The organism is Pseudoalteromonas sp. A22 (genome assembly GCF_018141345.1).
GTDB classification, from domain to species: Bacteria; Pseudomonadota; Gammaproteobacteria; order Enterobacterales; family Alteromonadaceae; genus Pseudoalteromonas; species Pseudoalteromonas maricaloris.
This window is the reverse complement of the sequence record NZ_CP047237.1, coordinates 770,536-791,158: the sequence shown is the minus strand read 5'-3', so window position 1 is coordinate 791,158 and position 20,623 is coordinate 770,536. Positions and strand designations below refer to the sequence as shown.

Here is a 20,623-nt window from a genome sequence, read left to right as displayed (position 1 = left end):
ATTATATATATTTTGCACGGTTCAGTTTTGTCTAAGAGTGCACTCGTTGTGAAATTTGCTTAGGTGAAAGAGAAAATAATTGCTTAAAACGGCGGCTGAAGTGCGCCTGATTTTTAAATCCGCTATCAATAGCAATTTGATTTAATGATGCGGAACTATTGAGTAACTCAAAATAAGCGTGAGTGAGCCTAGTGCGGATCAGATATTCACTGGCACTCAGATCAGATGCGGCAAAGAGTTTGTGAATATAACGTTTTGACCAGCCAGAGTGCTCACAAAGCATATCGATACAAAATGCTTCATCACTTGCATGTGTAGAGATGAGCCGTTTTAACTCCGCCAGCGGCGACCTTGGTAATTGAGTCGGCTGGCAAGCACTTAGCTGCAGTACAATTTCATCTTCAAGCCATTTTGCCGCTGTTAAATTTAGCGTTGTGGCGGTTAAGGCGCTTTTGAATAATGTTGATAGACCAGAGGGAATTGTCAGCGCTTGTCCATGCAAAAGCCGCTTGCCGGTTCGAGCTACGAGCCAATTGATTGGAAAGTTGAAGCTAACGGCGTGATATTGTGTAGGAAGGTGAAAGACATGTTTTTGATTTGCTTCAAGATAGATTAACTGTGTTAGATCAGCACGCTGCAAGGATTGCTCAGTCAGCCACCAACCATTTCCTTCAGAGATAAGGATCAAACTACCATAGTTTTCAGGCATCATCGCCGCAGTTTGCGCAGTGCGATGGTAAATAATGCCATCGAGTTTTACTTGCGAGATACTACTACAGATGAGCGGCACTTCGGTGTGTAGTTCACCGTCAGACACATGGTCATAAAACCCTTGATGTAATAATTGGCTGTAGAGATCTAATACAATACTCATTAAAAACAAAAATGGTGGCTCAAACGAGCCACCACTGTACTTGTTTTTTCAATAAACCCCAAACGAAATGAGATTTATTTGTAATAAAGCTAATTAATAGCTTGCAACAAGTGTTACGCCAGAGAAGCTAGAATAGCCACGCAACTTGATGTAATAGGTTGCACCTTGGCCTGAACTTAAACTACAAGATTCATTATTACCATTTAAGAACGGACGACAATCATAGGTTGATGTCGTAGGTGCCGCACCTTTACGAACATACAAGTCTGCATCGCCAGAGCCGCCAGAGCTTGCAACTGTCAAGGTTACATTCGCTGGAACATCAATGGTGTATTGCAACTCTTGGCCGGATGCACCAGCTAAACCACTTACTGGGATGCCATTTTCTAAGCAATTGCTACCACAGCCTCCTGGATCAGATGAGTAAGTACCTGTGAGGGTCGCATTTGCATACGCAGCGTAACCATTTAGCATCACATACCAATCACCAGCAGTCGGATTGGTGAAATCGCATGATTCATTGTTACCATCCTGATAGGGGCGACAAGCGTAACTATTTAGTGTTGGCTGAGTGCCTTGCTGTACATACAGGTCGGCATCGCCAGTACCACCAGCAAGTGAGAAGTTCAGCGTGCTAGCACCTGCTGGAACAACCAACTTATAGAAGGTTTGCTGACCAGATGCACCAGATGCATTGACGCCTTGGCCATTAACTAGCTCTGTGATTGGATCTGGATCTGGGTCCGGATCAGTGCCATCAGCTAGTGTATAAAGTAGCTCGTTAGGTGAACCGCTTTGTGGGTTAGAGACTTTACCTTTTGATGAGCGTTGGCTCAGCAAGCTATCAATTTGTGACGGGCTTAGACTTGGGTTTTCATCCAAATATAGCGCAACAGCACCCGCAACGTGCGGAGCAGCCATCGAAGTACCGCTGATGGTATTGGTTGATGTATCTGAGTTATACCAAGCAGAAGTAATACTTGAACCCGGTGCATAAATGTCTAGACAGTTACCATAGTTTGAGAAACTAGAACGGGCATCGCTGCTTGTGGTTGAACCCACAGTGATTGCATTGGCTGCACGTGCTGGTGAGTAATTACAGGCATTGCTATTGTCATTACCCGCCGCAACAACAAAGCTAACGCCTGAGGCAACTGCGTTGTTCACTGCGTCATCAACCGCTTGAGAAACGCCACCACCCAAACTCATGTTAGCAACGGATGGGCCTGATGCATTGTTTTTAACCCAATCGATACCAGAGATAACGCCTGAATATGAACCCGAGCCGTTACAACCCAATACTCTTACGCCAACGATATTGACGTTTTTCGCTACCCCATATTCACCGCCACCAATTGTGCCTGCAACATGGGTACCATGACCGTTACAGTCTGTTGCATCATTGTCATTATCAACAAAGTCATAACCATGTGATGCACGGTTACCAAATTCATTGTGACTAATGCGAACACCCGTATCGATAACATAGGCCGTTACGCCAGTGCCATCAAAATCATAATGGTAGTTTGAGTTTAGCGGTAGATTACGTTGATCGACGCGATCTAGACCCCAAGTTGGATTTGCTTGGTCGCCGCTTGCTGTGATAGCAGGGGTCACTGTAACCACTTGGTCTTGTTCGATATAGTCAATATTTGGGTTATTAAGCAGACCTTTTAGTTGCTTTGCCGATGCATTAATCACCACACCGTTTAGCACGCCACCAAACTCTTTTGTAATGCTTACGTTATGTTTATTCTGTAACGCTTTAGCTTGCTTATTAGCGAAGGCTGCAACCGCTTTACTGTCTTTGACATTTAAAACAGAAGGTGTTGTGAACACCACAATATACTGATCATCGATTGCTTTGTTTGACTCTACGCTAAGTATTTTAGCGGCTTGTGCGTTGACTGAGGTCAAACCCGCTAATACTGCAAAACTAATAGCACTTAATTTACGCATTTTGTTGTTCCTTGCATGTTGTTTTGTTTAATTGTGTTTACCAATCTCAAGGTTATGAACTTATCTAGCTGCTGTAGACGCGTTATTCACCAAAGTTCAACGCTTGATTGCGTTTGTTTTGAGGTGATGAACAACGCCAGCTAAATAAAAATTGCACATAATTTCGACTGGTTACACTAGGATAGAAGTAAAGCTTAAAAAATAAACAAAAAATACAAAAAAAATTTACAATATGTTTTTTAATGCATAGGTTAGCTGACCAAATAAGCGAGAGGTTTATCCTTGTTCTTTATATATTATCAATAAATACAGTTGGTTAATTTTGATTTTAGAAAGGGGTAACGCGACAGGGCAAGAGGAATAAATAGGCTGAAAAAATTCCAAATGAGTATAGAGTATGTGACTTTTTGTTAATTTATCTTTACATTTAAGCTTGGTTTTTGACTTTTGAATTGTAAACAAGGACAAAGCCAATCAAGGTGAAAACCATGCTTATTATTAAACCTGGTTGATACAGCTTTTACTACTCTTAGACCCTCATTTTCTATGCCGCTTTGTTGAATATCGCGGTTATATAGCAACTTTAAAGCCACTAAACCATCCCAAGTTAAGCCCTTTTTGCAGTAACTGCATCACCATTGCTGTGCCTTGTGCTAAATCATCACTTTGCTCAGCCGCATATTCACAGACAAAACTAAACGGCAGTGCGTTCTTCATGCTTTGTAGACAAGCAAATTCGGCTTCCGTTAACGAGTGATACCCAGTGCGCATATCGCGCTCTCGGGCAAGTACCCAGTAGTTCGGTTTTGTCGACACTTCTGGGACTGCTGTACTGTTCTTTAACGCTTGCCAGCTGTCGACCGCATTATGTGTAAATCCCAATAAGTGAACGCTGGGGTGAAAAGTAAACTGCAAGTTTGGAAATTGTGCTGCTGCAATTTTTTGTAGGTGCACAAGTCCCAATTGAGGCGCATCTTCTGCGTCAAATGCACTGAGTAATGTACGTTCAAATTGTGCGATTTCAGTGAGAATAGGGTAGAGCTTAAATGGCTCAAATTGGCTTAAATATTCAGGAAGCGCGTCGCCAAACTGGCGCAATGAGGTCGAACGTGAAGGAAAGTGCTGTAGATAGCCCGAGAACATCTCATCAAACAGGGCATCACCCAAATAAAAGCCAAGCATTTCGTGATCTTGTTCTAACACTTTTTTTAATCTGATGTGGTAAGCGTTAGTGTATATTTGCGCACGTTGCGCGACATTCAGGCCACTTTGATATTCAATTTCAGCCATTAATTGGCTGTCATCGCCTTTTAGCATTGCAATAAAGGCGTGCTGCAGCGCGGCGAGATCAGCCATATGTTCTCCAACTGCTAGGGGCTATTCCTTTGGCCAAGTTCAGCTCTTGTAACAATCCCGCGAGCTCAGGAAAGTTATCATCACGCTCAATCATGGTGTTAATGGGAGATCTGTTTTGAGTATATTGTCGATATAAACTCCATACCTCTTCGCAAATTGGTTGGTCGTGCGTATCAACAATATGGGTCCCAAAATCGCTATGGCCGGCCAGGTGGATTTGCGCGACTGCTTGTGTTGGTATGGCGTTTAGGTAAGTTATTGGATCGAATTGGTGATTGCGCGAGCTTACATATACATTGTTGATGTCGAGCAATAACTGGCATCCGGTACGCTGGTGTAATTCGCTCAAAAACGCCCACTCTGTCAGTTCAGATTGTTTGTAGTTTAAATAACTTGAGACATTTTCAAAGATCATTGGACGCTCAAGGTAATCTTGTACTTGATTGATTCTTGCGGTGAGATGTATCAGCGCTTCTTCAGTGTAGGGAAGTGGCAATAAATCATGGCTATTAAATTCGCCTAAGCTGCTAAAGCAGAGGTGATCTGACACCCATTCGGGTTCAACCCGTGCGATGGTGCGTTTAAGTTGCGCAAGGTAATTCATATCTAGGGGCGAAGTACTGCCTATCGACATCGATACTCCGTGCATCACAATGGGGTAGTGCTCTTTAATTTGCGAGAGGTAATACCAAGGCTTGCCGCCGTCGACAAAGTAATTCTCAGAGATAATCTCAAACCAATCTACTTGGGGTCGGGTGTCGATAATGGCGTCAAAATAACACGTGCGTAGGCCAAGACCAAAACCCAGAAAGGGTACTGACATAATTGCGCTCTTTTAATGCATTGTGCGTGTTTATCTATTGCAATAATAAGCTTGATAGATAAACACGCGCCGAGGTTAAAGCTTATTAGCTTTCCGCTTTGCCACCAATGTCAGCACAGGCCTTTGCTGGCATGCTGACAAATCCTGTCCCTTTGCAAGAAGCGTGTCCCGCACAAGCATTACTGGCGGTTTTACAATCGTTATGGCCTCCGCAAACGTTCACATCGTGGCAGTGCACAAGGTCGGCCTTTGCGACACTGCCAACCCAAGCGTCTTTTTGATTGCCACCGACATCACTACACGCTTTGCTCGGCATGGCAACAAAGCCAGTGCCTTTGCAAGAAGCTTGTCCTGAGCAGGCATTACTCGCTGTTTTACAATCGTTATGTCCACCACAAACATTGACGTCATAACAATGCACTAAATCTGTTTCAGCTGTCGCAGCTTGTGCGCTTGTAGAATTGTTTTCTGTGCTATTACAACCCACTAAACCCGCTACCATCATCGCCATTGCAGCGCCAGTTAATGCTTTCATGTTTTTAATCCTCTTTGTTATCTATTAACGTGCTTAGCTTCGGCCAAGGGGCTGCTTATCTTTCAAGTTTGTTTTTGCAGCAGTTTGATTGCCATTTATACAAGGCAGAGCCAGCGTAGCATAGTTGTTCTATGTAAGTCTGGCGATAACACAGTAGAAATGCCAATCAAGCGCTGCCCTTCGGGTTCACCTGAGTGTGCTTCGTTCTTTGTTGCTCAACTTTAGCTTAGCCCACTATGCGGCAAGTCGAGCGCCGCGATCAAAACTCACTCAGGAGAACGAAAATCAAACAGCAAAGGTAAGCAGCCCCTGGGATTATCGAAACGCAGTCACGTTATAAAAGACCTAGTAACCGCAAGATCCATTTCAGTGTAGAAGAAAAAATGGGGGATAAAGTTAAATCTTACGAAAATAGGAAGGCGTTAATCCCGTCCAGCGCTTAAATGCGCGGCGAAAATTAGTGATGTCGCTAAACTGTAAAGCGGTTGCAATTTGTTCATTGGAATAGCCTTGCTCAGTCACGTAAAACATGGCTTGTTGACGATGCAGTCTGTCTTTTTCGTTAATAAAAGTAGTCTGATGTAGCTTGAGTTTGCGTTTAAAAGTTGCAGCGCTCATGCCCATTATTTCGGCGATTTGCTCACTATGATATTTAGGATATTTTAATTGTAAGCGATGCAGTTGGGCGAGAAATCCACGCTGTGGTGAGGGCAAGGCCTTTAGCTGCCGCGCCACTAAATAAGGAAAAGTGCCAACTTGTCGCTGAGCTAAAGCTTGGTTACTCATTACAACGGCAAAATCACTGTGATCAAAGCTGTAAGCTAGGTGTATATGGCTCAGGTATTGCGCGACTTGTTTTGGCTTTGTATACGGAAACTGCAATGTTAATGTGGTTTCTGGGCTGCGCCACTTAAGGTAGCCACAACAAAGACTTGCCATTGCTTCGCATAAAAATCGCGTGACCGCAGGCTTACCTTCTGCAATGGCGGGTGAAAACAGTAAATGGCAGCTTGTTTCTGTCTGGAGTTTTCTAATGTGGTAAAAAGGCAATATATCCAAACCTTTAAGCAGTAGAACTTTGAGTAATTGCTGTATGTTGTGGCAATTAAATAGCAGCTCGGCATGGAGACTGATCAGCGTATTAAGTAGGTATTGGCCGTAAATAAAACTGACTTCCTGACAGCTCGCCTGACTGACAAGGTTGCTTACTATTGTTTCAAATTGCTCATAACTAATGCAGGTTGGATTAGCGTGCAGATCGGTATAAAACAATTTACTGCCTTTCAAAATGACGTCTGCATGTACACCACGCTGGGAAGCCAACTCCACCAAGGGGAGTGCAAAGTAGCGACTCGCAAGTTGTTTTGTTTGGCATTCAAAATAGGACATTAAGCCGCAGCTTCCTTGGCCTGATTTAGCTCGTTCACAAGCGCTGCTATCAGAGATTCAAATTCACAGTGTTTGTCATCAACTTCGATACAGCTCCATCTCACTGCACTATATTGCGGCTGGTTTTCACCGTCATCATAGTTGGCATGGCGGGCGATAAATTCAGCCGCACGGTTGGCAAAAGCTTGGGCTTGAATATGGTTGGTTTGTGGGTGAACGACCACAAATTTATCTGCTGCAAAACGACATAGCAGATCACTCTCTCGCATGCTCAAAGAGAGCATATCGGCAATATCGCGCAGTAACTGATTACTTTTTTGCATACCATGCTGGCGAGCGTAAGCGGAAAAATCACATATATCGAATAGTGTTAAGCAAAATGGGCTATTGCCATTGGCAAGGCGGGATTGTTCATGGCGAACTTGATTTTGCATATACTCAACGCTGTAGAGGCCGGTGACAAAGTCGGTCATGCTGTGGTCACGATAAAAACGCTCTTTTTTCATTAGGGTTTGATTGAATATGCTTTGTTCTTTATACCAGTAAAAGGCTGAAATACTCATCAGCACCATGCCAAAGCAAGCAGGGATCGCTTCAAAACTGGTTAAATAATGGGGCGTGAATACCACGAGCTCATCCAAAAAATCCCACAGCATAGAAACATACATGGCACTCAACCCTGCAAACAGTAGGTTAGTGACGAGTCCTTTTGGTCGAGTGAGCAAGGTCACCGCAATCCAAATCAGTGTCATCAGCGTGAGGCCACCTTCACCAAGGCTATCGAGCCAATTGACGTCCGACAGTGGTCGCAGTACTGAGGTATAGGCCGTGATGGTAATGGCAACCAGTGTGAGTAGCACTAGTAGCAACCACCGCGATTGATGAAGTAAAAAAGGCTGAAGTTTCATGTTTGTTGTCTAGTCAAAATGTAGAGCGATATAGTAAAAATTTGCGCTTGCTGCTGATAGGGTCAATTTAGCTCAGTAAAGGCGATGTTTTTATGACAAAAACCGTAACATTTTTGCATAGCAGCAGCTAGCAAACCGATTATTATTCAGAGTTCAGGTTAAATATCGTTGCCAAAATCCTAAGGGCTGGGGGTCATATCGGCTCAAATTCACGAGTTCGGCCGGCATAAACGTCCTGTTAAAGGCTGCAGCGCACTCAAGTGAAATAAAAGCGTCACGTTTTCGCACTAGGGTAGCCGCGACGTTTTAGCGGGGCGCTAAAATTCTATTCAACCTGTGCGAGCAAATAATGAAAAAAAATCTACCGACAAGCTTTACGCTTTCTGCCGTTGCGATGATCTGTGCTGGACTGACGTTAAGCTCAGTTGCAAATGCTAACACCCTAACAGGGCAAGTTAGTTCCGTATCGCAAAAAAGCCACTTTCAAGGAGCAAAAGTGGTGATCAAAGAATTAGACAGAACCCTTATCTCTGAGCGCGATGGCCGCTTTACGGCAACTAATCTCCCCGCGGGTAATTATACGCTTGAGATAAGTTATCTTGGCGCTGAAACAGTGACTAAAAGCATCACAATTATTGATAACCAAGTCACCGATGTTCAAGTACAGCTTGGTTCTCAATCGGGCCAAATGGACGATATTATTGTTGTAGGGCAAAGAGCCGGACAAGCTGGAGCACTAAACCGACAAAAAAATGCTCTATCACTTAAGTCGATCGTCAGCGCGGATTCCATCGGTCAGTTGCCGGATCAAAACGCAGCAGAAGCACTGCAACGTCTGCCTGGACTTTCTATTCAACGAGATCAAGGTGAGGGCCGTTTTGTGGCAATTCGTGGGATCGACCCAAATCTCAACAACGTGACCATCAATGGAGCCAACGTGCCTTCTCCTGAAGCGGGCGTGCGCTCGGTGGCGATGGATGTCATCCCAAGTGAACTGGTGCAAAGCCTAGAGGTGAGCAAAACGGTCACACCGGATATGGACGCATCAGCAGTGGGCGGTAGCATCGAAGTAAAAAGCCTCAGTGCTTTTGACCGAGAAGGGCAGAGCTACAGCGTAACGTTACAAGCGTCACACAATGAACAGGTGAGCGAGACCAGCCCAAAAGCGTCGTTTAGCTTCACCGATATTTATGCCGCAGGCAAAGAGGTGGAAGTTGGGGTTGCAACGGCGGTATCTTGGTTTGAGCGTGAGTTTGGTTCTCATAATATGGAAACCGATGGCGGCTGGATGGAACTAGAAATGGACGATGTGAACTCAGGAGAAGAAGTGAGCTTCTTTGGTGCTGAGGAAATGGAACAGCGCCACTATCGTATTACGCGAGAGCGTTTAGGGGCGGCACTGAATCTTGATGTGCATCACAAAGGGTTTAACAAATACTACTTACGCACGCTCTACAGCAAGTTTTCTGACGATGAATTTCGTCAACGCAATGAGTACAAGTTTGACAAAGGCGATGTATTTGCCGATGAGCTAAGCCAAAATGCGGCCTATTTCTCGGGTGCAGAAATGGATAGAGATACCAAAGACAGATATGAAGAGCAAAGCATTTTATCTGTGGTTTTGGGCGGCGAAAACTTAGTGCAGGATTGGTTTATTGAATACAGCATTGGCTACTCGAAATCAGATGAAAGCGAGCCAAATCGCTTGGATACCTCATTTGCTGGAGAAGACTTTGCGCTAGGGTATGTACTGGATGGTAAGACACCCACGCTTGCAGCGGATGAAGCTTCCCAGCAGCTTAGCAATTTTGAAATCGATGAAATTGTCTGGGAGAACAACCTAAGTGAAGATGAAAATACCAGCTTTAGACTGGACTTAACTAAAGACTTCACTTTACTTGGTCACAATGCGCAAATTAAATTTGGTGGTAAATATGCTGACCGTGAAAAGTTTAACCGCGTTGACGCCAAACTATATGACGGCGGCTTTGATGACCTAACGGCGAAAGACTTTGCCGCCAATGAGCCTGAGTATGATCTTGGGGCCTTTGGTCCGGGTTTAAGTCGCGGCCAGATCCGCGACTACTTCTACAGTAATCGCAGTGCCCTTGAGCTAAACCAGCTTGAAACTGACATTGAAACACAAGGTCGCTCATACACCAGTGAAGAAACCGTCACCGCGCTCTATGCCATGCTGACGGTCGACATTGATAAACTCAATGTTATTGCGGGCTTTAGATACGAAGACACAGATTATGCAACGAGTGGTAATCGTGTTGAACTCATTAATGATGAAGTGAATGACGTTGAACGCGTCGAGATCAACCAATGGCAAGTTGAAGATAGCTACGACCATTTATTACCAAACTTAACATTACGCTATGAAATCAGCGATAAACTGATCACTCGTTTTGCCTATACACAAACTCTTGCGCGTCCAAGCTTTGAAGATGCAGCAGCATTTCAAATCATAGAAACAGAGACCACAGAAGATGATGGCGAAGTTGAAATTGAGCGTAAAGCCGAAGTCGGAAACCCAGACTTAGACCCATACAAGTCAACAAACTATGACTTCTCGGTAGAATATTACCCCGGCGCAATTGGCGTGTTATCCGCAGGCGTTTTTCACAAAAACGTCGATAATTTTATTGCCAAAGCCGAGGTGCAAGATAACGGTCAGTGGCAAGGCTATAAAGAAGTTATTCAAAGCGTTAATGGCGGCGCCGCTGAACTGACAGGGGTGGAGCTTGCGTACACGAAGAACTTTCAAAACGGTTTGATGCTCTCAGCTAATGGTACATTTATTGACGCTGATGACAATCTACCAAACCAATCCGACACCGTGGGCAACCTGATGTTTGGTTATGAAAATAGCCAAATAAGCGCAAGGTTAAGTGCGTCATTCAAGAGCAAAAGCTTTTTGTTTGAAGAGAATAAGCAGCGCGTTTTCCAAGACGATCATCTGCAACTCGATTTCAGCATGAAGTACTTTTATACCGAGCAAACTCAGCTTTATTTCAACGCGATCAATTTAACCGACGAGCCGATGAGCATCTATCAAGGCGACACTCGTTACAACTACCAATACGAAACCTATGGTCGTTCATTTGAGCTTGGAGTAACGGTAACGTCTTTCTAAGAGAGAAGTAGAGGTGGGTGTCCTTGTAAAAGCAAAAAGATGTATTAAAAGCGGATGTATTAAAAGGACAGCCACCGTATCGAGCTAGGATCTTAGGTATTAGCAGGACACCCACCTTATTTATATGCAGGAGGATGCAGTGGTAACACTGTGTCGATTACAATGAAAATAACATCAGTAGCTTTACTATTCGCGCTTAGTGGTGCAGCACAAGCCGCGGAAAATATTAACTTTCTGGCCTTTGGTGATGGCGGCTATCACCCAGATTATCCAAAAACAAAGCACATTAAATCGCCTAAAAATAGGGCCGAGTTTATTGCTGCTGAAAAGGCGGATTGGTTAGAAGAGCATCGCCCGCTCGAAGAGTTCAACCATGCGCCTATCTATGTTTATCCGGGAACCGAAACCGCAACGGAGGAAACCGGTGCGTTGGTGGTTGGGCAGGCAATGGCCTCTTTGTGTGAGAAAAAGCCATGCGACTTTGCTATTCAGCTTGGTGATAATATCTATCCTGACGGTGCGGCGGCTAACGATGGCAAAGACGACCAAAAGCGTATGGATGACTTGATTCTAGGACCGCTAAAGCCACTCCTTATTCAAAACCCAGAGTTGGTTGTGTATTCAGCGTTAGGCAACCACGATTGGAAGACGTCTCGTCGCGGCGTGAAATTACAGACCGAGTGGATGGCTAAGCAAGCTAATTTTCATATGGATGGCAAAGGTTATTACAGCTACACCTTTGGTGAGAAAGGCAATAACGTCGAGTTTTTTGTGCTTGATACCAATATGTTGCTCTCAGGTCAGCATTATTACGAAATTCCACTAAAACCGGATGGTAGTGAACAGGGACTGGCAAGTGCACTGGCGAGTGGTCAAGCCGAAGTTGAAGACATTGAAAAACATGAGCAACCTGTCAATGGGGAAGATCACAGGCAATTGGCTTGGCTTGCAAATGGGCTTAAAAACTCAACCGCAAAATGGAAAATTGTATATGGACACCATGTACTTTGGTCGATTGGTGGCACCAAGTACGATGAAGCTCATGTGCTACGCCGCTTAATCTTACCCGAACTATGTGAGTATGCAGATGCATATATCGCAGGTCATGAGCATGATTTGGAACTGTTAACGGACGACTGTTCGCGTGTACTCCCCGGAAACACAAAGCCTAAGTTACCACTTATTATCAGCGGCGCCGCATCAAAAATGCGTGGCACGCATACACCGCTTGCTAACTATCAAGAAAAGCGTTATCCAGAGTACGACCTAGTCTGGAATAAAGCTTTTACTTGGGGTTTTGCGCATATCGAATTAGACAACCAAAAAGACATGCTCAATGTGTCGTTTTACTCAACACCAAACGATTTAAGCAGTCAGCTGGTGCCAGAGCATAGCTTTAGCTTCGCTCACCGCAGTAAGTAACGGATCAGCAGGCGATAAACATGCGGTTTTAAGTATTTAAAAAGGGTGAAATACAGATTAAATGTAATGCTGTGTAATTGATAACTTCCGTTTTGATGAACTAGATTTAACAGGAGTTTTACATCTTAAGGAAAGCATCATGCTACCGTCATCAATTACACGCACTAAACTCCAATTACTTGGAATGTCATTATTGCTTGCTACAAGTACACTGGCTGCGCCAAGTGCGCTTGCTTACTCGAACGATACTTCTTGTAAACCGAATAACGATTGGTTTGGCAGCCCTGTGCCAAACCCTCCTGAAGGTGCAAATAGTCCGTTTGCATTTAAAGATGGTAAAGATCTCTCGACAAACTGCGATTTTCATCAGTGGTCGTGGAATAAGTTTCTTTATTTAACGCAGCCTGACAAGCGTGCTCCTGGTGGCTTGTTGATGTTTGGTTCTGGGTTTTGGCAGGTTGATAATGCGCTAAAACCTTATTTTGCCCCTTGGAATGATTTATTAAATCCAACCGGACTTCGCCCCGCAAATGTGTTGATCCTTGAAGATATAAATCAAGCAGGATCAGATGGTGTTATTTACAGCAAGTTTGGTGGGACTCCCGTACATTATTCGATCCACGTTAACGATACTTATATGAAGTCAGCAACCTCCCACCCAAAAGCAGATAGTAAAGCTGAATTTGCTGTGGGGTCGGTTGAGTTAAAGGTTGCTTGGATGGATGTCAAAGCGTTGCAGCAAGTCTATCCAAAGTTTGATTTAGCTGAGCATTTTTATATTCGTAAAGCGGTTTACCAAAAAGACAATAAATATAGCGGTACGGGAGAAGTAGCACTCGTTGGCATGCATGTTGTCGGTGTGGTTGAAAATCACCCAGAGTTTATTTGGGCGACGTTCGAGCATAAATTGAGTGCACCAGATTACTACAGCTCTGAGGGAAAGTTTAAGAAAAGCACGGCTTACTTACAGCAAGATAAAGTAGTGAGTAATAGTCACGATCTGCTATTTTATCGGGGCGGAACTGAGGTGCAAAATGCACATTTAACGTATCCAGCTTCTGAAACCACGACCAACACGTTTCGTTTATATCAGTACGGCGTGCCAAACGGCAATCCATATATAGCGGGTAATAACCCTGAGCTGGTGGGGAGTCAGACACAACAAGCTCAAGATGAAACTAACTTCAATAATATTACTGAACTAAATAGCTTAGTGAATGTAAAACTGGAACAAAAGAATCCAGTTTGGAGTAACTACTTTTACGCCGGATCAATCTGGCTGAGCACGCAAGATTACGATTTTGCAAATGGCATTAGTGGCAATATCGTGGGTAAGGGAGCCAACGAGGCGTTACGCGGCTCATTGGCAGTTGCCAATATTACTATGGAAACTTATACCCAAACTTTCAGCGATGTCACTGGCAGCGAGCCACAAATTAAACCAGCTAACTGTTTCAGCTGCCATGGTATAAGTGCAGGTAAATCAACGATGCAAGTAAGCCATATTTACAACAACTATTTAAAGTTAATGCAAAAGAGTCAGTAAATCAGGGTTCCTGAATGCGCACAGGCTCAAAATAGTAAGTCACCGATTTTAGCGGTGGCTTACTACTTCAAGGAGTTTAATCAATTTGCTTTGTGGGTTGTTTTATCTTTTGCATTAGAAAGAACAAAAGTCCTATAAAAACGATATTGATGAAAGCCATGATAAGGGCTACTTGATCCTCTGAGTGCCCGCGAAAGTCAGACAGCAAATCAGCAAAGATAAACAGGCTATAAAACGTACCTGCTATATTTAAGCCCCATCCTACAAAACGGGATGTCTTTACAAGCTGAGTGTAATCGCTAAGCTTTGCCATAATAAAGTGATACCCATACATCACACCTACGGCTGCCATCATTAAGCCGACAGCTGCATTGTCGCCTCGTTTATTTAAATAATATGCATCAAAACATAAAGCACCAACTGCAAATATGCCTATCAAAATAACAATGGCTTTAATCAAAAATTCAGCGACTGGGTTGGGCTCTCGCTTTGTTGAAACTTGAGATCTTGTTATCGTAACTTGCTGACCATTCCGGATTACTTGTTGCGGCTGTTGTTGATAAGCTTGACCATATTTGGGTTGTTGATTTTGCCCAATCACATCACTGATTGCACGAGTGGGCGTTCCTTCATCTAGAATATGCTCAACGCATTTCTTAATTAACTTTTTTATTGTCACAAAAACTCCTTGTTATAGAGATTAATTCGAGTATTACCAAAACTCTTTATCTAGTGGGCGGTTATTTTTTAGGTCATAAAAGGGGGCTTGTTTTACTAAATCTTCACCTAATATTTGAATATGGTCTTCGTGGTCAAGGTAGGGGCTTTCTATCGTTTCTTGCCAACCCTTATAAAACGAACTTGGTATGGGCTGAGTGGTATCCATAAAACGGTGAATTTCACTCCACAGCTGCACGCTGCTGTCCATATCTTTTGGCTCCCAATCGGTTGAATAAAGCGTTTGGCGCTTAAGTGTTTTTGGGTATCGCTGTGGGGCTAAAAACGCGAGGTTATGCCTCACACCTTTACCCGAGGAGACCTTTACAATATACAGTTCAACTTCATCAAGTGTTAACGAGAAACTCCCTTCGTTATTGCCAATGGGAAATGTGACAAGGCCAGTATTTCGGAAGAAGTCGACCCGTAGCACTTCAGAAGTATAGTGTTTAACACGGTAAACATAGACAAACAGGGGCAAAGCAAATGCTAGTAGTCCCGTGGTGAGCCATAAATACAAACTATCACCACTACCGAAATAAAAAATAATTGAAAGTAGCGCGATGATGGATGCCATATAGGCAAATACAATGTTTGCTAATTTACCAGTCCGTGAAAAGTCAGCACCACCAAGCGCTACTCGCCTATCAGAAGAAAAGAGGTTATTTTGTTGGACTGGTTGAGCGTGAGAAGATACGGTAGGGCTCACTTTCAGCATCCCTTTGCTAATGTTAAAGTCTCGTGGTGTCGAGTCCTCTATTTTTAGCAGCGGTGTTTCTACTATTGGCCGATCATGCACTACCTTATCTACAGGTGCCGAAGGAGTTAACGTTTGCGTTTCCTTTTTACCCTCAGTTTCCATCACCTTTTCAACAATTTTTTTTACCAAAATTACTATAAAAGCAAGAACTGATTGATTGGATTTTAACTTGTCTCTCATTGGTAGCCTTCAGTTAATTTAGGAGTCGCTGCAACACGCCAGCAGGGCTCATGCCATAATCTTCGATTTCGACGTTAATGACTTGCTCAGCCCAAAGATCTGGCTTTTCTATTTTTCCTTCTTCGTCTCTTTCTGACGCAGGTAACCTTAACTCTTGAGATGAGCCTGAGTATATTGTTGCTCCTTTGCCTCTAGGATATTTTCGACACCGCATTCTGATTTGAATTTTAGAATGATTGAATTTATCAAAATAGGGATAAAGTGCACTTTCTTCAAATTCAATAATGAAACCCGTTAAATTAGGATTAACGATGATATTGGTATTTTGCCAAAAGTAATCCAATGCTGTTTGAGCTTGCCCCGTGGGTGCAACAGCAATTAACGAGCTCCAAGGTTTTCCAGCTAATAGTGGGCGAATGTCTAGCTGAATGTCTAAGTAACCAAGCTCTGATTCTGGAATATGACCTGGAATTTGCACATTAAACTTTGCAACTTGGAACTTGCCTTTGGAGGTTACCTTGTCATATATCCGAGAGGGAGTGTGTAATTGTACAACAGATACGTCACTAAATATTTTTGGAGAAAATAACTGATCATAGAGGCTATGAAGTGCATATTCAGGGTTTGTCTTCCAGCAGTAATAGGGGTTGTCACCAAACCAATCACGCTCGCCACCACCATATGCGTCACTGCCCCAAGGGCACGCTTTAATCCAAGCTTCTAGTGGTTCATCGCGTAATAGATAATAAATACCATATCCAAGTAATACTAGAATGAGTCCTACATAGCCCAGTTTACTCATGGGGTTTAAAATAACGCCTCTGGTGATCGTGGCAAGTATGGTTGGCGCGGTTTCAACCGCTAGCGCGACAAAGCCTACAGTTGCAATACTAAGGCCAGCAGCACCACCAGAGTCGCCGCGCTTAAACGCGTAATAGGCATCAAAGCCTGACAATCCGGCACTATATGCAGATGCTAGGAGGTTTAATCTAGCTGTCCATGTAATGATGTTTGCTTTTTTCGCAAACTCAGGGCCAAATTTACGAATGGCGCTGAGATTTCCTTTCGCCATTTTGTACTGTTGAAATTCTTGATATTGGCGTAGGCTAGGTAACCCAACTTTCATCTCTGTGACCATAGAGAGAGCAGAGAAATGAATAGCCGCTAAGTCGAAAATTGCACCAGTAATATCAGCAAATTTTCTTTGTGAGAATTCAAAATTCAAAAATGCTTGTCGAAAATTAGCAATTTCAAAGATATATACAATACCGAGTATACCCGCCATTCCTCCCTTTAACGACTGCCCAGATACAGACTCCGTAACAGCCGCATTTTGCCATTTTTGTAAGTTTGCGAGCCTATCAGACAACTTTTTAAGTGTTGCATGTTGATTATCTAGCTCTGTTGTATACTGTTTTGCTTCTTCTACCGCCGTATCATATATTGCTTGGGCTGTTGATTCTGCTGACTTGGCTGATACATCAGCACCAGTAATTTTTATCAAGTATGCGATGGTTTTGTTTTTGCTTTCTATCGTTGTGATGGTTTCCGCTTGATTGAGAGACTGGGTTAGAAATTCAAGTCGTTTGTTTAAATTTAGTACGTCTTCTAACGATAGTTTGAGCTTAGAGCCTCTATATCCAACGTCTATTTTGCGTTTATTACTACCGCGAATAATTTGGTTGAGTTCTTTAATTTGCTTTTCTGCAGCCAATTTTCGAGACTGAGGATCAAGTGGCATATACCCTTCAGGAAAGTTCCCGTTGAGGTAATCTTGTACTCTCATTTCCACTTCAACTAAGTACCCAGGTGCTGAGATATCGACCAAGCGCATCAAAGGTTGCAGCACATCTGCTTTTGCATCAATGAGTTTTGCAAACGGATACTTCTTCCAAGCATTGTTTACCTTCACAAAAGAGTTAACCTGTTTTCTAGAACGACTGACGGCAACTTTTGCTTTAGCAAATTTAGCCTCTAACTCTCGTAGACGCGCACGTTCCAGTTCTAATTGTTGATCAAGCTGCGCTCTGCTCATTCCATGTTCTTGCTCTGTTAAGTTTTCAAGTACACTTTTCTTATACTCATATTCAGCACGCTTTTCTTGTAACTCTTTAAATGCTTTTGCTTTTTCTCTTTCAGCGTTGATAAGGGCTTGTTCTGACTGCGCTATCTCATGTTGTGTTGCATCCATTGCCTCACGAGTTTGGGCCTTTTGTTCCCCAAGCGTCCCCGAATGTGTAGAGAGATTATAAGCGGCCTCTGGAATTTCGAATAAACTGCCTGCTAAGCCCATAATCACTTGGGAGAGGCGGCGCCCCATTTGCTCACTCTCTTCTTGTGGCAAAACGGCTTCTTGATCATGGATCTTTTGTATTTTGGCGCTAGTTAAAGGCAATGCAAAGCGATCATATTCCGCTTTTTCGTAGTCGTGTAGTTTGTCGCCTGTAGGCTTTGGAAACAAAAATTGGGTGATTTGCTTAGCTGGTTTTGTTGGGTGTTGACCCAGACATTGCAGGATAAAATCTTGCCCCTGATAGCCTGAACTTAACTCATGCCAAAACTCTTTGTCCGTATTAAGGTGTGCAAGCGGTGCGGCTGGGTGAGGCTTTAACGCGAGAAATACATCGGTGACCAAGTCGTATGCTTCAAAGAACCTCAGATCTGATTGGTAGGCATAGTCTTTAAAGCACTCAGTAAAACCTGCACTAAGAGATTCTTGGTTTAAGAACTCGACTAGTTCGTCAGAGATTTCAGCAATGCGGCGAGCAAGTTTTTGGAAGGCGTTTTCTTCCAAAAACTTAAAGAATTTATCTTCCTCTAAATGAGAAGTGCGCCAGTCTTTTAATTTATTGGCAAAGTCGACTGCGTCTTCATCTGACTCTACAAGCTTCTCTCCACTGCTTTGAATTTCAATGTCTTTATCTAAAATCGAATCGGCTTGATGGTAAAAAACCTGCACCATAAAGCTGGCGAGTTCATACTTAGCTTGTTGTTGCAGATCAATTTTACCGGTTGCACTATCTAACCCTGATAATTTGTTGAGTAAGTGCTGAATATCCGTGGTGAGATCTTGAATTTGTGAGATGAAATATCGAGCCACATGGACCCCATCAAAAATCGGCACTTGGGCGATTTTATTACGCTCTGGAAGGTGCAGCTTTTGATGAAGTGTCGGGGTGTTAACTACTTTGCCTTGGTCGTTAAAGCCTGTGGTAAATTGCCCTAAGTTATCCAGCTTAGTCATGCGCTGTGCTCTGAGCGCTGCTGCATCTTCTGGGGCAGGGCAATGTCTTTCTTCGTCAGCGAGTGGCGTGCCGGTATTTAAGCGCGGATCCTGTTCATTAAACCCGCCAAACAACAAGATTTGTTCCCACGACCACTGTACTTCAGACCATGCGATTTCTACGCTTACTTCGTTGCCATTTAGTTTATGCGGAACGAGAATGCTGCTGGTTGGCTTACAGGTTGCTGCACGTGTGCCTTGCGGTCGTGAGTTTGGCTTATTGGCCGACTTTTTCCAACTTAAAAAGCCTTTTTGCCAATACAAATTCACATCTGAGAATAGCGCCGGAGCATCAAAGTCTTCAGGTTCGATAACTTGTAGTTCACGCCATAAATAGCCATCGACATAAATATAGATAAATCCGCTGGTTACTGGAGAGGCTGATTGTAGTTGCTGTTCTGGCGTATCGTATAAAAATGGATAAATGTGCACCAGCTCAATGTCGGCATCGCTGCTTTGTTGGTCTACCGTGTTTGAAGTGTAAAGGGGGACCTTATAATAGCCTTCTTTCGTGCCATCAACCGAGGTGTCTTTGAGCATCAAAGAGACCACTTCTTTGTCGCTTGCATAGCCCTCAAAAACAAGTTCTCTAAAATTACCGTTAGCATTGGTTTTGGTTGGTAAAGTGTGGCTCATCCTATCTTCACCTCTTCATCGCTTGGTTTACTACTGCCCGACACTTTTATATTGATCTTATTCGTACCGTCTTGGCTTAGTGGCTCCGCGCCAATTACTACATCAAGGTCTGCAGGAGTGGCACCACCGGGTTGGTTTAATGGTGCGGGGGGCGTATTTTTATTATTAGATACCATTAAATCTCCCTGCCTAACCGCCGGTTTTCCCTCGATGTAAACATCAAAGCTGCCTTGCAGAAACTCTGCTTTTTTACCCAATGTTCGACTAGCGATACCTTTTTTATTACCGGGTTGGTCTCCCGTACTTTTTGAAAAGTTAGACTTGATATTGGCTGCACCGTTACCTTGAATTTTTACTGAGCTGGCAACGCTTGCGGCGTCTGATGAGCGGGCGATGTTGCCATAAGGAATAGGCACAACCACTTTGCCTATCTTAGTCAAACATACGTCTACTGTGCTTAACACACCGCCGCTGCCAGTATGCACAGCGGTTCTACCGTTAATGAGAACATTGGTATTTGAAACGATAGCTGCTTGTCTGGCTTCGGCTTCAAAATCTCTGGCAACATCACTCTCAGTTCCTACTTGCCAACCCAGTTTAAGGGTTACCAAGTCTAAGAATGCTTGTGGATCGCTAATAGGCAGATTGACATCCATTCCCGTTATTGGCTCAATATGCGGTAGAACAGCCGTTTGGTTTTGTTCATCCCATTGTGGTGGGTCGATGATGTAGTCAGGAATAAACGCATTGACCATTTGGCCTAAGGTAAAATCGCCGTATTTGGCTCTTTCGATTTCTTCTAAAAAGGCTTGCTCTCCCGCAGCACGGTCGGGAAATATCGCAATACGGTAGGCTTGTCCCAGCGCTTGATTTCGCTTTGCACTAATATTCAATGGCAGTAAGGCTGGATTGTTGTGTCGCCAAGAAGCTGAACCTGAGGTTCGTAATTTGGCAGTTTGCGCGTCGACATTGTATTGCACGCTCTGGGCTTCGCTGCCTGCACCGGCGCCGATAAAGCTCATTGTGTTGTCCTTAAATTATTCCTTTAGTCGCAGTTGTATTGATTTCACCTAATACAAACGGCGTAATTGTTCCG

14 protein-coding genes and 1 pseudogene are annotated in these 20,623 nt (G+C 43.6%); 4 read left to right on the top strand and 11 right to left on the bottom strand.

Annotation, left to right across the window (positions count from 1 at the left end):
• Positions 1–31 precede the first annotated feature (31 nt).
• The 5 genes from GSF04_RS03040 to GSF04_RS03020 all read right to left on the bottom strand — a co-directional run bounded on the left by GSF04_RS03040 (position 32) and on the right by GSF04_RS03020 (position 5,547).
• Positions 32–874 (bottom strand): response regulator transcription factor, encoded by an 843-nt coding sequence (locus GSF04_RS03040; protein WP_211856540.1) that lies wholly within the window; start codon positions 872–874, stop codon positions 32–34.
• Between the two features lie 93 nt (positions 875–967).
• Positions 968–2,833 (bottom strand): S8 family serine peptidase, encoded by a 1,866-nt coding sequence (locus tag GSF04_RS03035; RefSeq protein ID WP_211856539.1) that lies wholly within the window; start codon positions 2,831–2,833, stop codon positions 968–970.
• Between the two features lie 570 nt (positions 2,834–3,403).
• Complete coding sequence (locus GSF04_RS03030; RefSeq protein ID WP_211856538.1) at positions 3,404–4,189, bottom strand: DNA-binding domain-containing protein; 786 nt, start codon at positions 4,187–4,189, stop codon at positions 3,404–3,406.
• Positions 4,182–5,012, bottom strand: a complete 831-nt coding sequence (locus GSF04_RS03025; protein WP_211856536.1) for a DUF692 domain-containing protein — start codon at positions 5,010–5,012, stop codon at positions 4,182–4,184. The genes GSF04_RS03030 and GSF04_RS03025 overlap by 8 nt, the downstream gene beginning before the upstream one ends.
• Positions 5,013–5,097: 85 nt before the next feature.
• Positions 5,098–5,547 carry a hypothetical protein gene (locus GSF04_RS03020; RefSeq protein WP_211856534.1) on the bottom strand — a complete coding sequence of 150 codons (450 nt, stop codon included), beginning with the start codon at positions 5,545–5,547 and terminating at the stop codon, positions 5,098–5,100.
• Between the two features lie 159 nt (positions 5,548–5,706).
• Between GSF04_RS03020 and GSF04_RS23270 the strand changes: the two are divergent.
• A pseudogene (locus GSF04_RS23270) lies at positions 5,707–5,922 on the top strand (hypothetical protein).
• A gap of 21 nt (positions 5,923–5,943) precedes the next feature.
• On the opposite strand, the gene GSF04_RS03015 reads toward GSF04_RS23270, so the two are convergent.
• Together GSF04_RS03015 and GSF04_RS03010 are read right to left on the bottom strand one after the other, a co-directional pair.
• Positions 5,944–6,936 (bottom strand): helix-turn-helix domain-containing protein, encoded by a 993-nt coding sequence (locus GSF04_RS03015; RefSeq protein ID WP_211856532.1) that lies wholly within the window; start codon positions 6,934–6,936, stop codon positions 5,944–5,946.
• A complete protein-coding gene (locus GSF04_RS03010) occupies positions 6,936–7,844 on the bottom strand; it encodes a diguanylate cyclase (RefSeq protein ID WP_211856530.1) in 909 nt (302 codons plus the stop codon). Before GSF04_RS03010 ends, GSF04_RS03015 begins: the two co-directional genes overlap by 1 nt.
• 349 nt (positions 7,845–8,193) lie before the next feature.
• Here GSF04_RS03010 and GSF04_RS03005 point away from each other — a divergent pair, with 349 nt between their 5' ends.
• The 3 genes from GSF04_RS03005 (at position 8,194) to GSF04_RS02995 (ending at position 13,951) form a co-directional block, all read left to right on the top strand.
• Positions 8,194–10,983 carry a TonB-dependent receptor gene (locus tag GSF04_RS03005; protein WP_211856528.1) on the top strand — a complete coding sequence of 930 codons (2,790 nt, stop codon included), beginning with the start codon at positions 8,194–8,196 and terminating at the stop codon, positions 10,981–10,983.
• A gap of 162 nt (positions 10,984–11,145) precedes the next feature.
• Positions 11,146–12,405 (top strand): metallophosphoesterase, encoded by a 1,260-nt coding sequence (locus GSF04_RS03000; RefSeq protein WP_211856526.1) that lies wholly within the window; start codon positions 11,146–11,148, stop codon positions 12,403–12,405.
• Positions 12,406–12,544: 139 nt separating this feature from the next.
• The gene (locus GSF04_RS02995) at positions 12,545–13,951 is read left to right on the top strand and encodes a hypothetical protein (RefSeq protein ID WP_211856524.1); all 1,407 of its coding nucleotides are present in this window, start codon (positions 12,545–12,547) and stop codon (positions 13,949–13,951) included.
• A 76-nt stretch (positions 13,952–14,027) separates the two neighbouring features.
• Here GSF04_RS02995 and GSF04_RS02990 read toward each other — a convergent pair whose 3' ends face one another.
• The 4 genes from GSF04_RS02990 to GSF04_RS02975 are packed head-to-tail and all read right to left on the bottom strand — an operon-like array spanning position 14,028 to position 20,549.
• Positions 14,028–14,630, bottom strand: a complete 603-nt coding sequence (locus tag GSF04_RS02990) for a hypothetical protein (protein ID WP_211856522.1) — start codon at positions 14,628–14,630, stop codon at positions 14,028–14,030.
• 33 nt (positions 14,631–14,663) lie between these two features.
• The gene (locus GSF04_RS02985; protein WP_211856520.1) at positions 14,664–15,608 is read right to left on the bottom strand and encodes a hypothetical protein; all 945 of its coding nucleotides are present in this window, start codon (positions 15,606–15,608) and stop codon (positions 14,664–14,666) included.
• Between the two features lie 13 nt (positions 15,609–15,621).
• Positions 15,622–19,527, bottom strand: coding sequence for a hypothetical protein (locus GSF04_RS02980; protein ID WP_211856518.1), 3,906 nt, complete (start codon positions 19,525–19,527; stop codon positions 15,622–15,624).
• Positions 19,524–20,549: a DUF4150 domain-containing protein gene (locus tag GSF04_RS02975; RefSeq protein ID WP_211856516.1), complete on the bottom strand. Its 1,026-nt coding sequence runs from the start codon at positions 20,547–20,549 to the stop codon at positions 19,524–19,526. The genes GSF04_RS02980 and GSF04_RS02975 overlap by 4 nt, the downstream gene beginning before the upstream one ends.
• Positions 20,550–20,623: the final 74 nt, after the last annotated feature.

Excerpts from the sequence above, each read along its gene's own strand:
- GSF04_RS02995 (WP_211856524.1), top strand. The coding sequence starts at position 12,545 with ATGCTACCGTCATCAATTACACGCACTAAACTCCAATTACTTGGAATG.
- GSF04_RS02985 (WP_211856520.1), bottom strand. The coding sequence starts at position 15,608 with ATGAGAGACAAGTTAAAATCCAATCAATCAGTTCTTGCTTTTATAGTA.
- GSF04_RS02980 (WP_211856518.1), bottom strand. The coding sequence starts at position 19,527 with ATGAGCCACACTTTACCAACCAAAACCAATGCTAACGGTAATTTTAGA.
- GSF04_RS02975 (WP_211856516.1), bottom strand. The coding sequence starts at position 20,549 with ATGAGCTTTATCGGCGCCGGTGCAGGCAGCGAAGCCCAGAGCGTGCAA.
- GSF04_RS03025 (WP_211856536.1), bottom strand. The coding sequence starts at position 5,012 with ATGTCAGTACCCTTTCTGGGTTTTGGTCTTGGCCTACGCACGTGTTAT.
- GSF04_RS03005 (WP_211856528.1), top strand. The coding sequence starts at position 8,194 with ATGAAAAAAAATCTACCGACAAGCTTTACGCTTTCTGCCGTTGCGATG.
- GSF04_RS03015 (WP_211856532.1), bottom strand. The coding sequence starts at position 6,936 with ATGTCCTATTTTGAATGCCAAACAAAACAACTTGCGAGTCGCTACTTT.
- GSF04_RS03035 (WP_211856539.1), bottom strand. The coding sequence starts at position 2,833 with ATGCGTAAATTAAGTGCTATTAGTTTTGCAGTATTAGCGGGTTTGACC.
- GSF04_RS03000 (WP_211856526.1), top strand. The coding sequence starts at position 11,146 with ATGAAAATAACATCAGTAGCTTTACTATTCGCGCTTAGTGGTGCAGCA.
- GSF04_RS03020 (WP_211856534.1), bottom strand. The coding sequence starts at position 5,547 with ATGAAAGCATTAACTGGCGCTGCAATGGCGATGATGGTAGCGGGTTTA.
- GSF04_RS03030 (WP_211856538.1), bottom strand. The coding sequence starts at position 4,189 with ATGGCTGATCTCGCCGCGCTGCAGCACGCCTTTATTGCAATGCTAAAA.
- GSF04_RS03040 (WP_211856540.1), bottom strand. The coding sequence starts at position 874 with ATGAGTATTGTATTAGATCTCTACAGCCAATTATTACATCAAGGGTTT.
- GSF04_RS03010 (WP_211856530.1), bottom strand. The coding sequence starts at position 7,844 with ATGAAACTTCAGCCTTTTTTACTTCATCAATCGCGGTGGTTGCTACTA.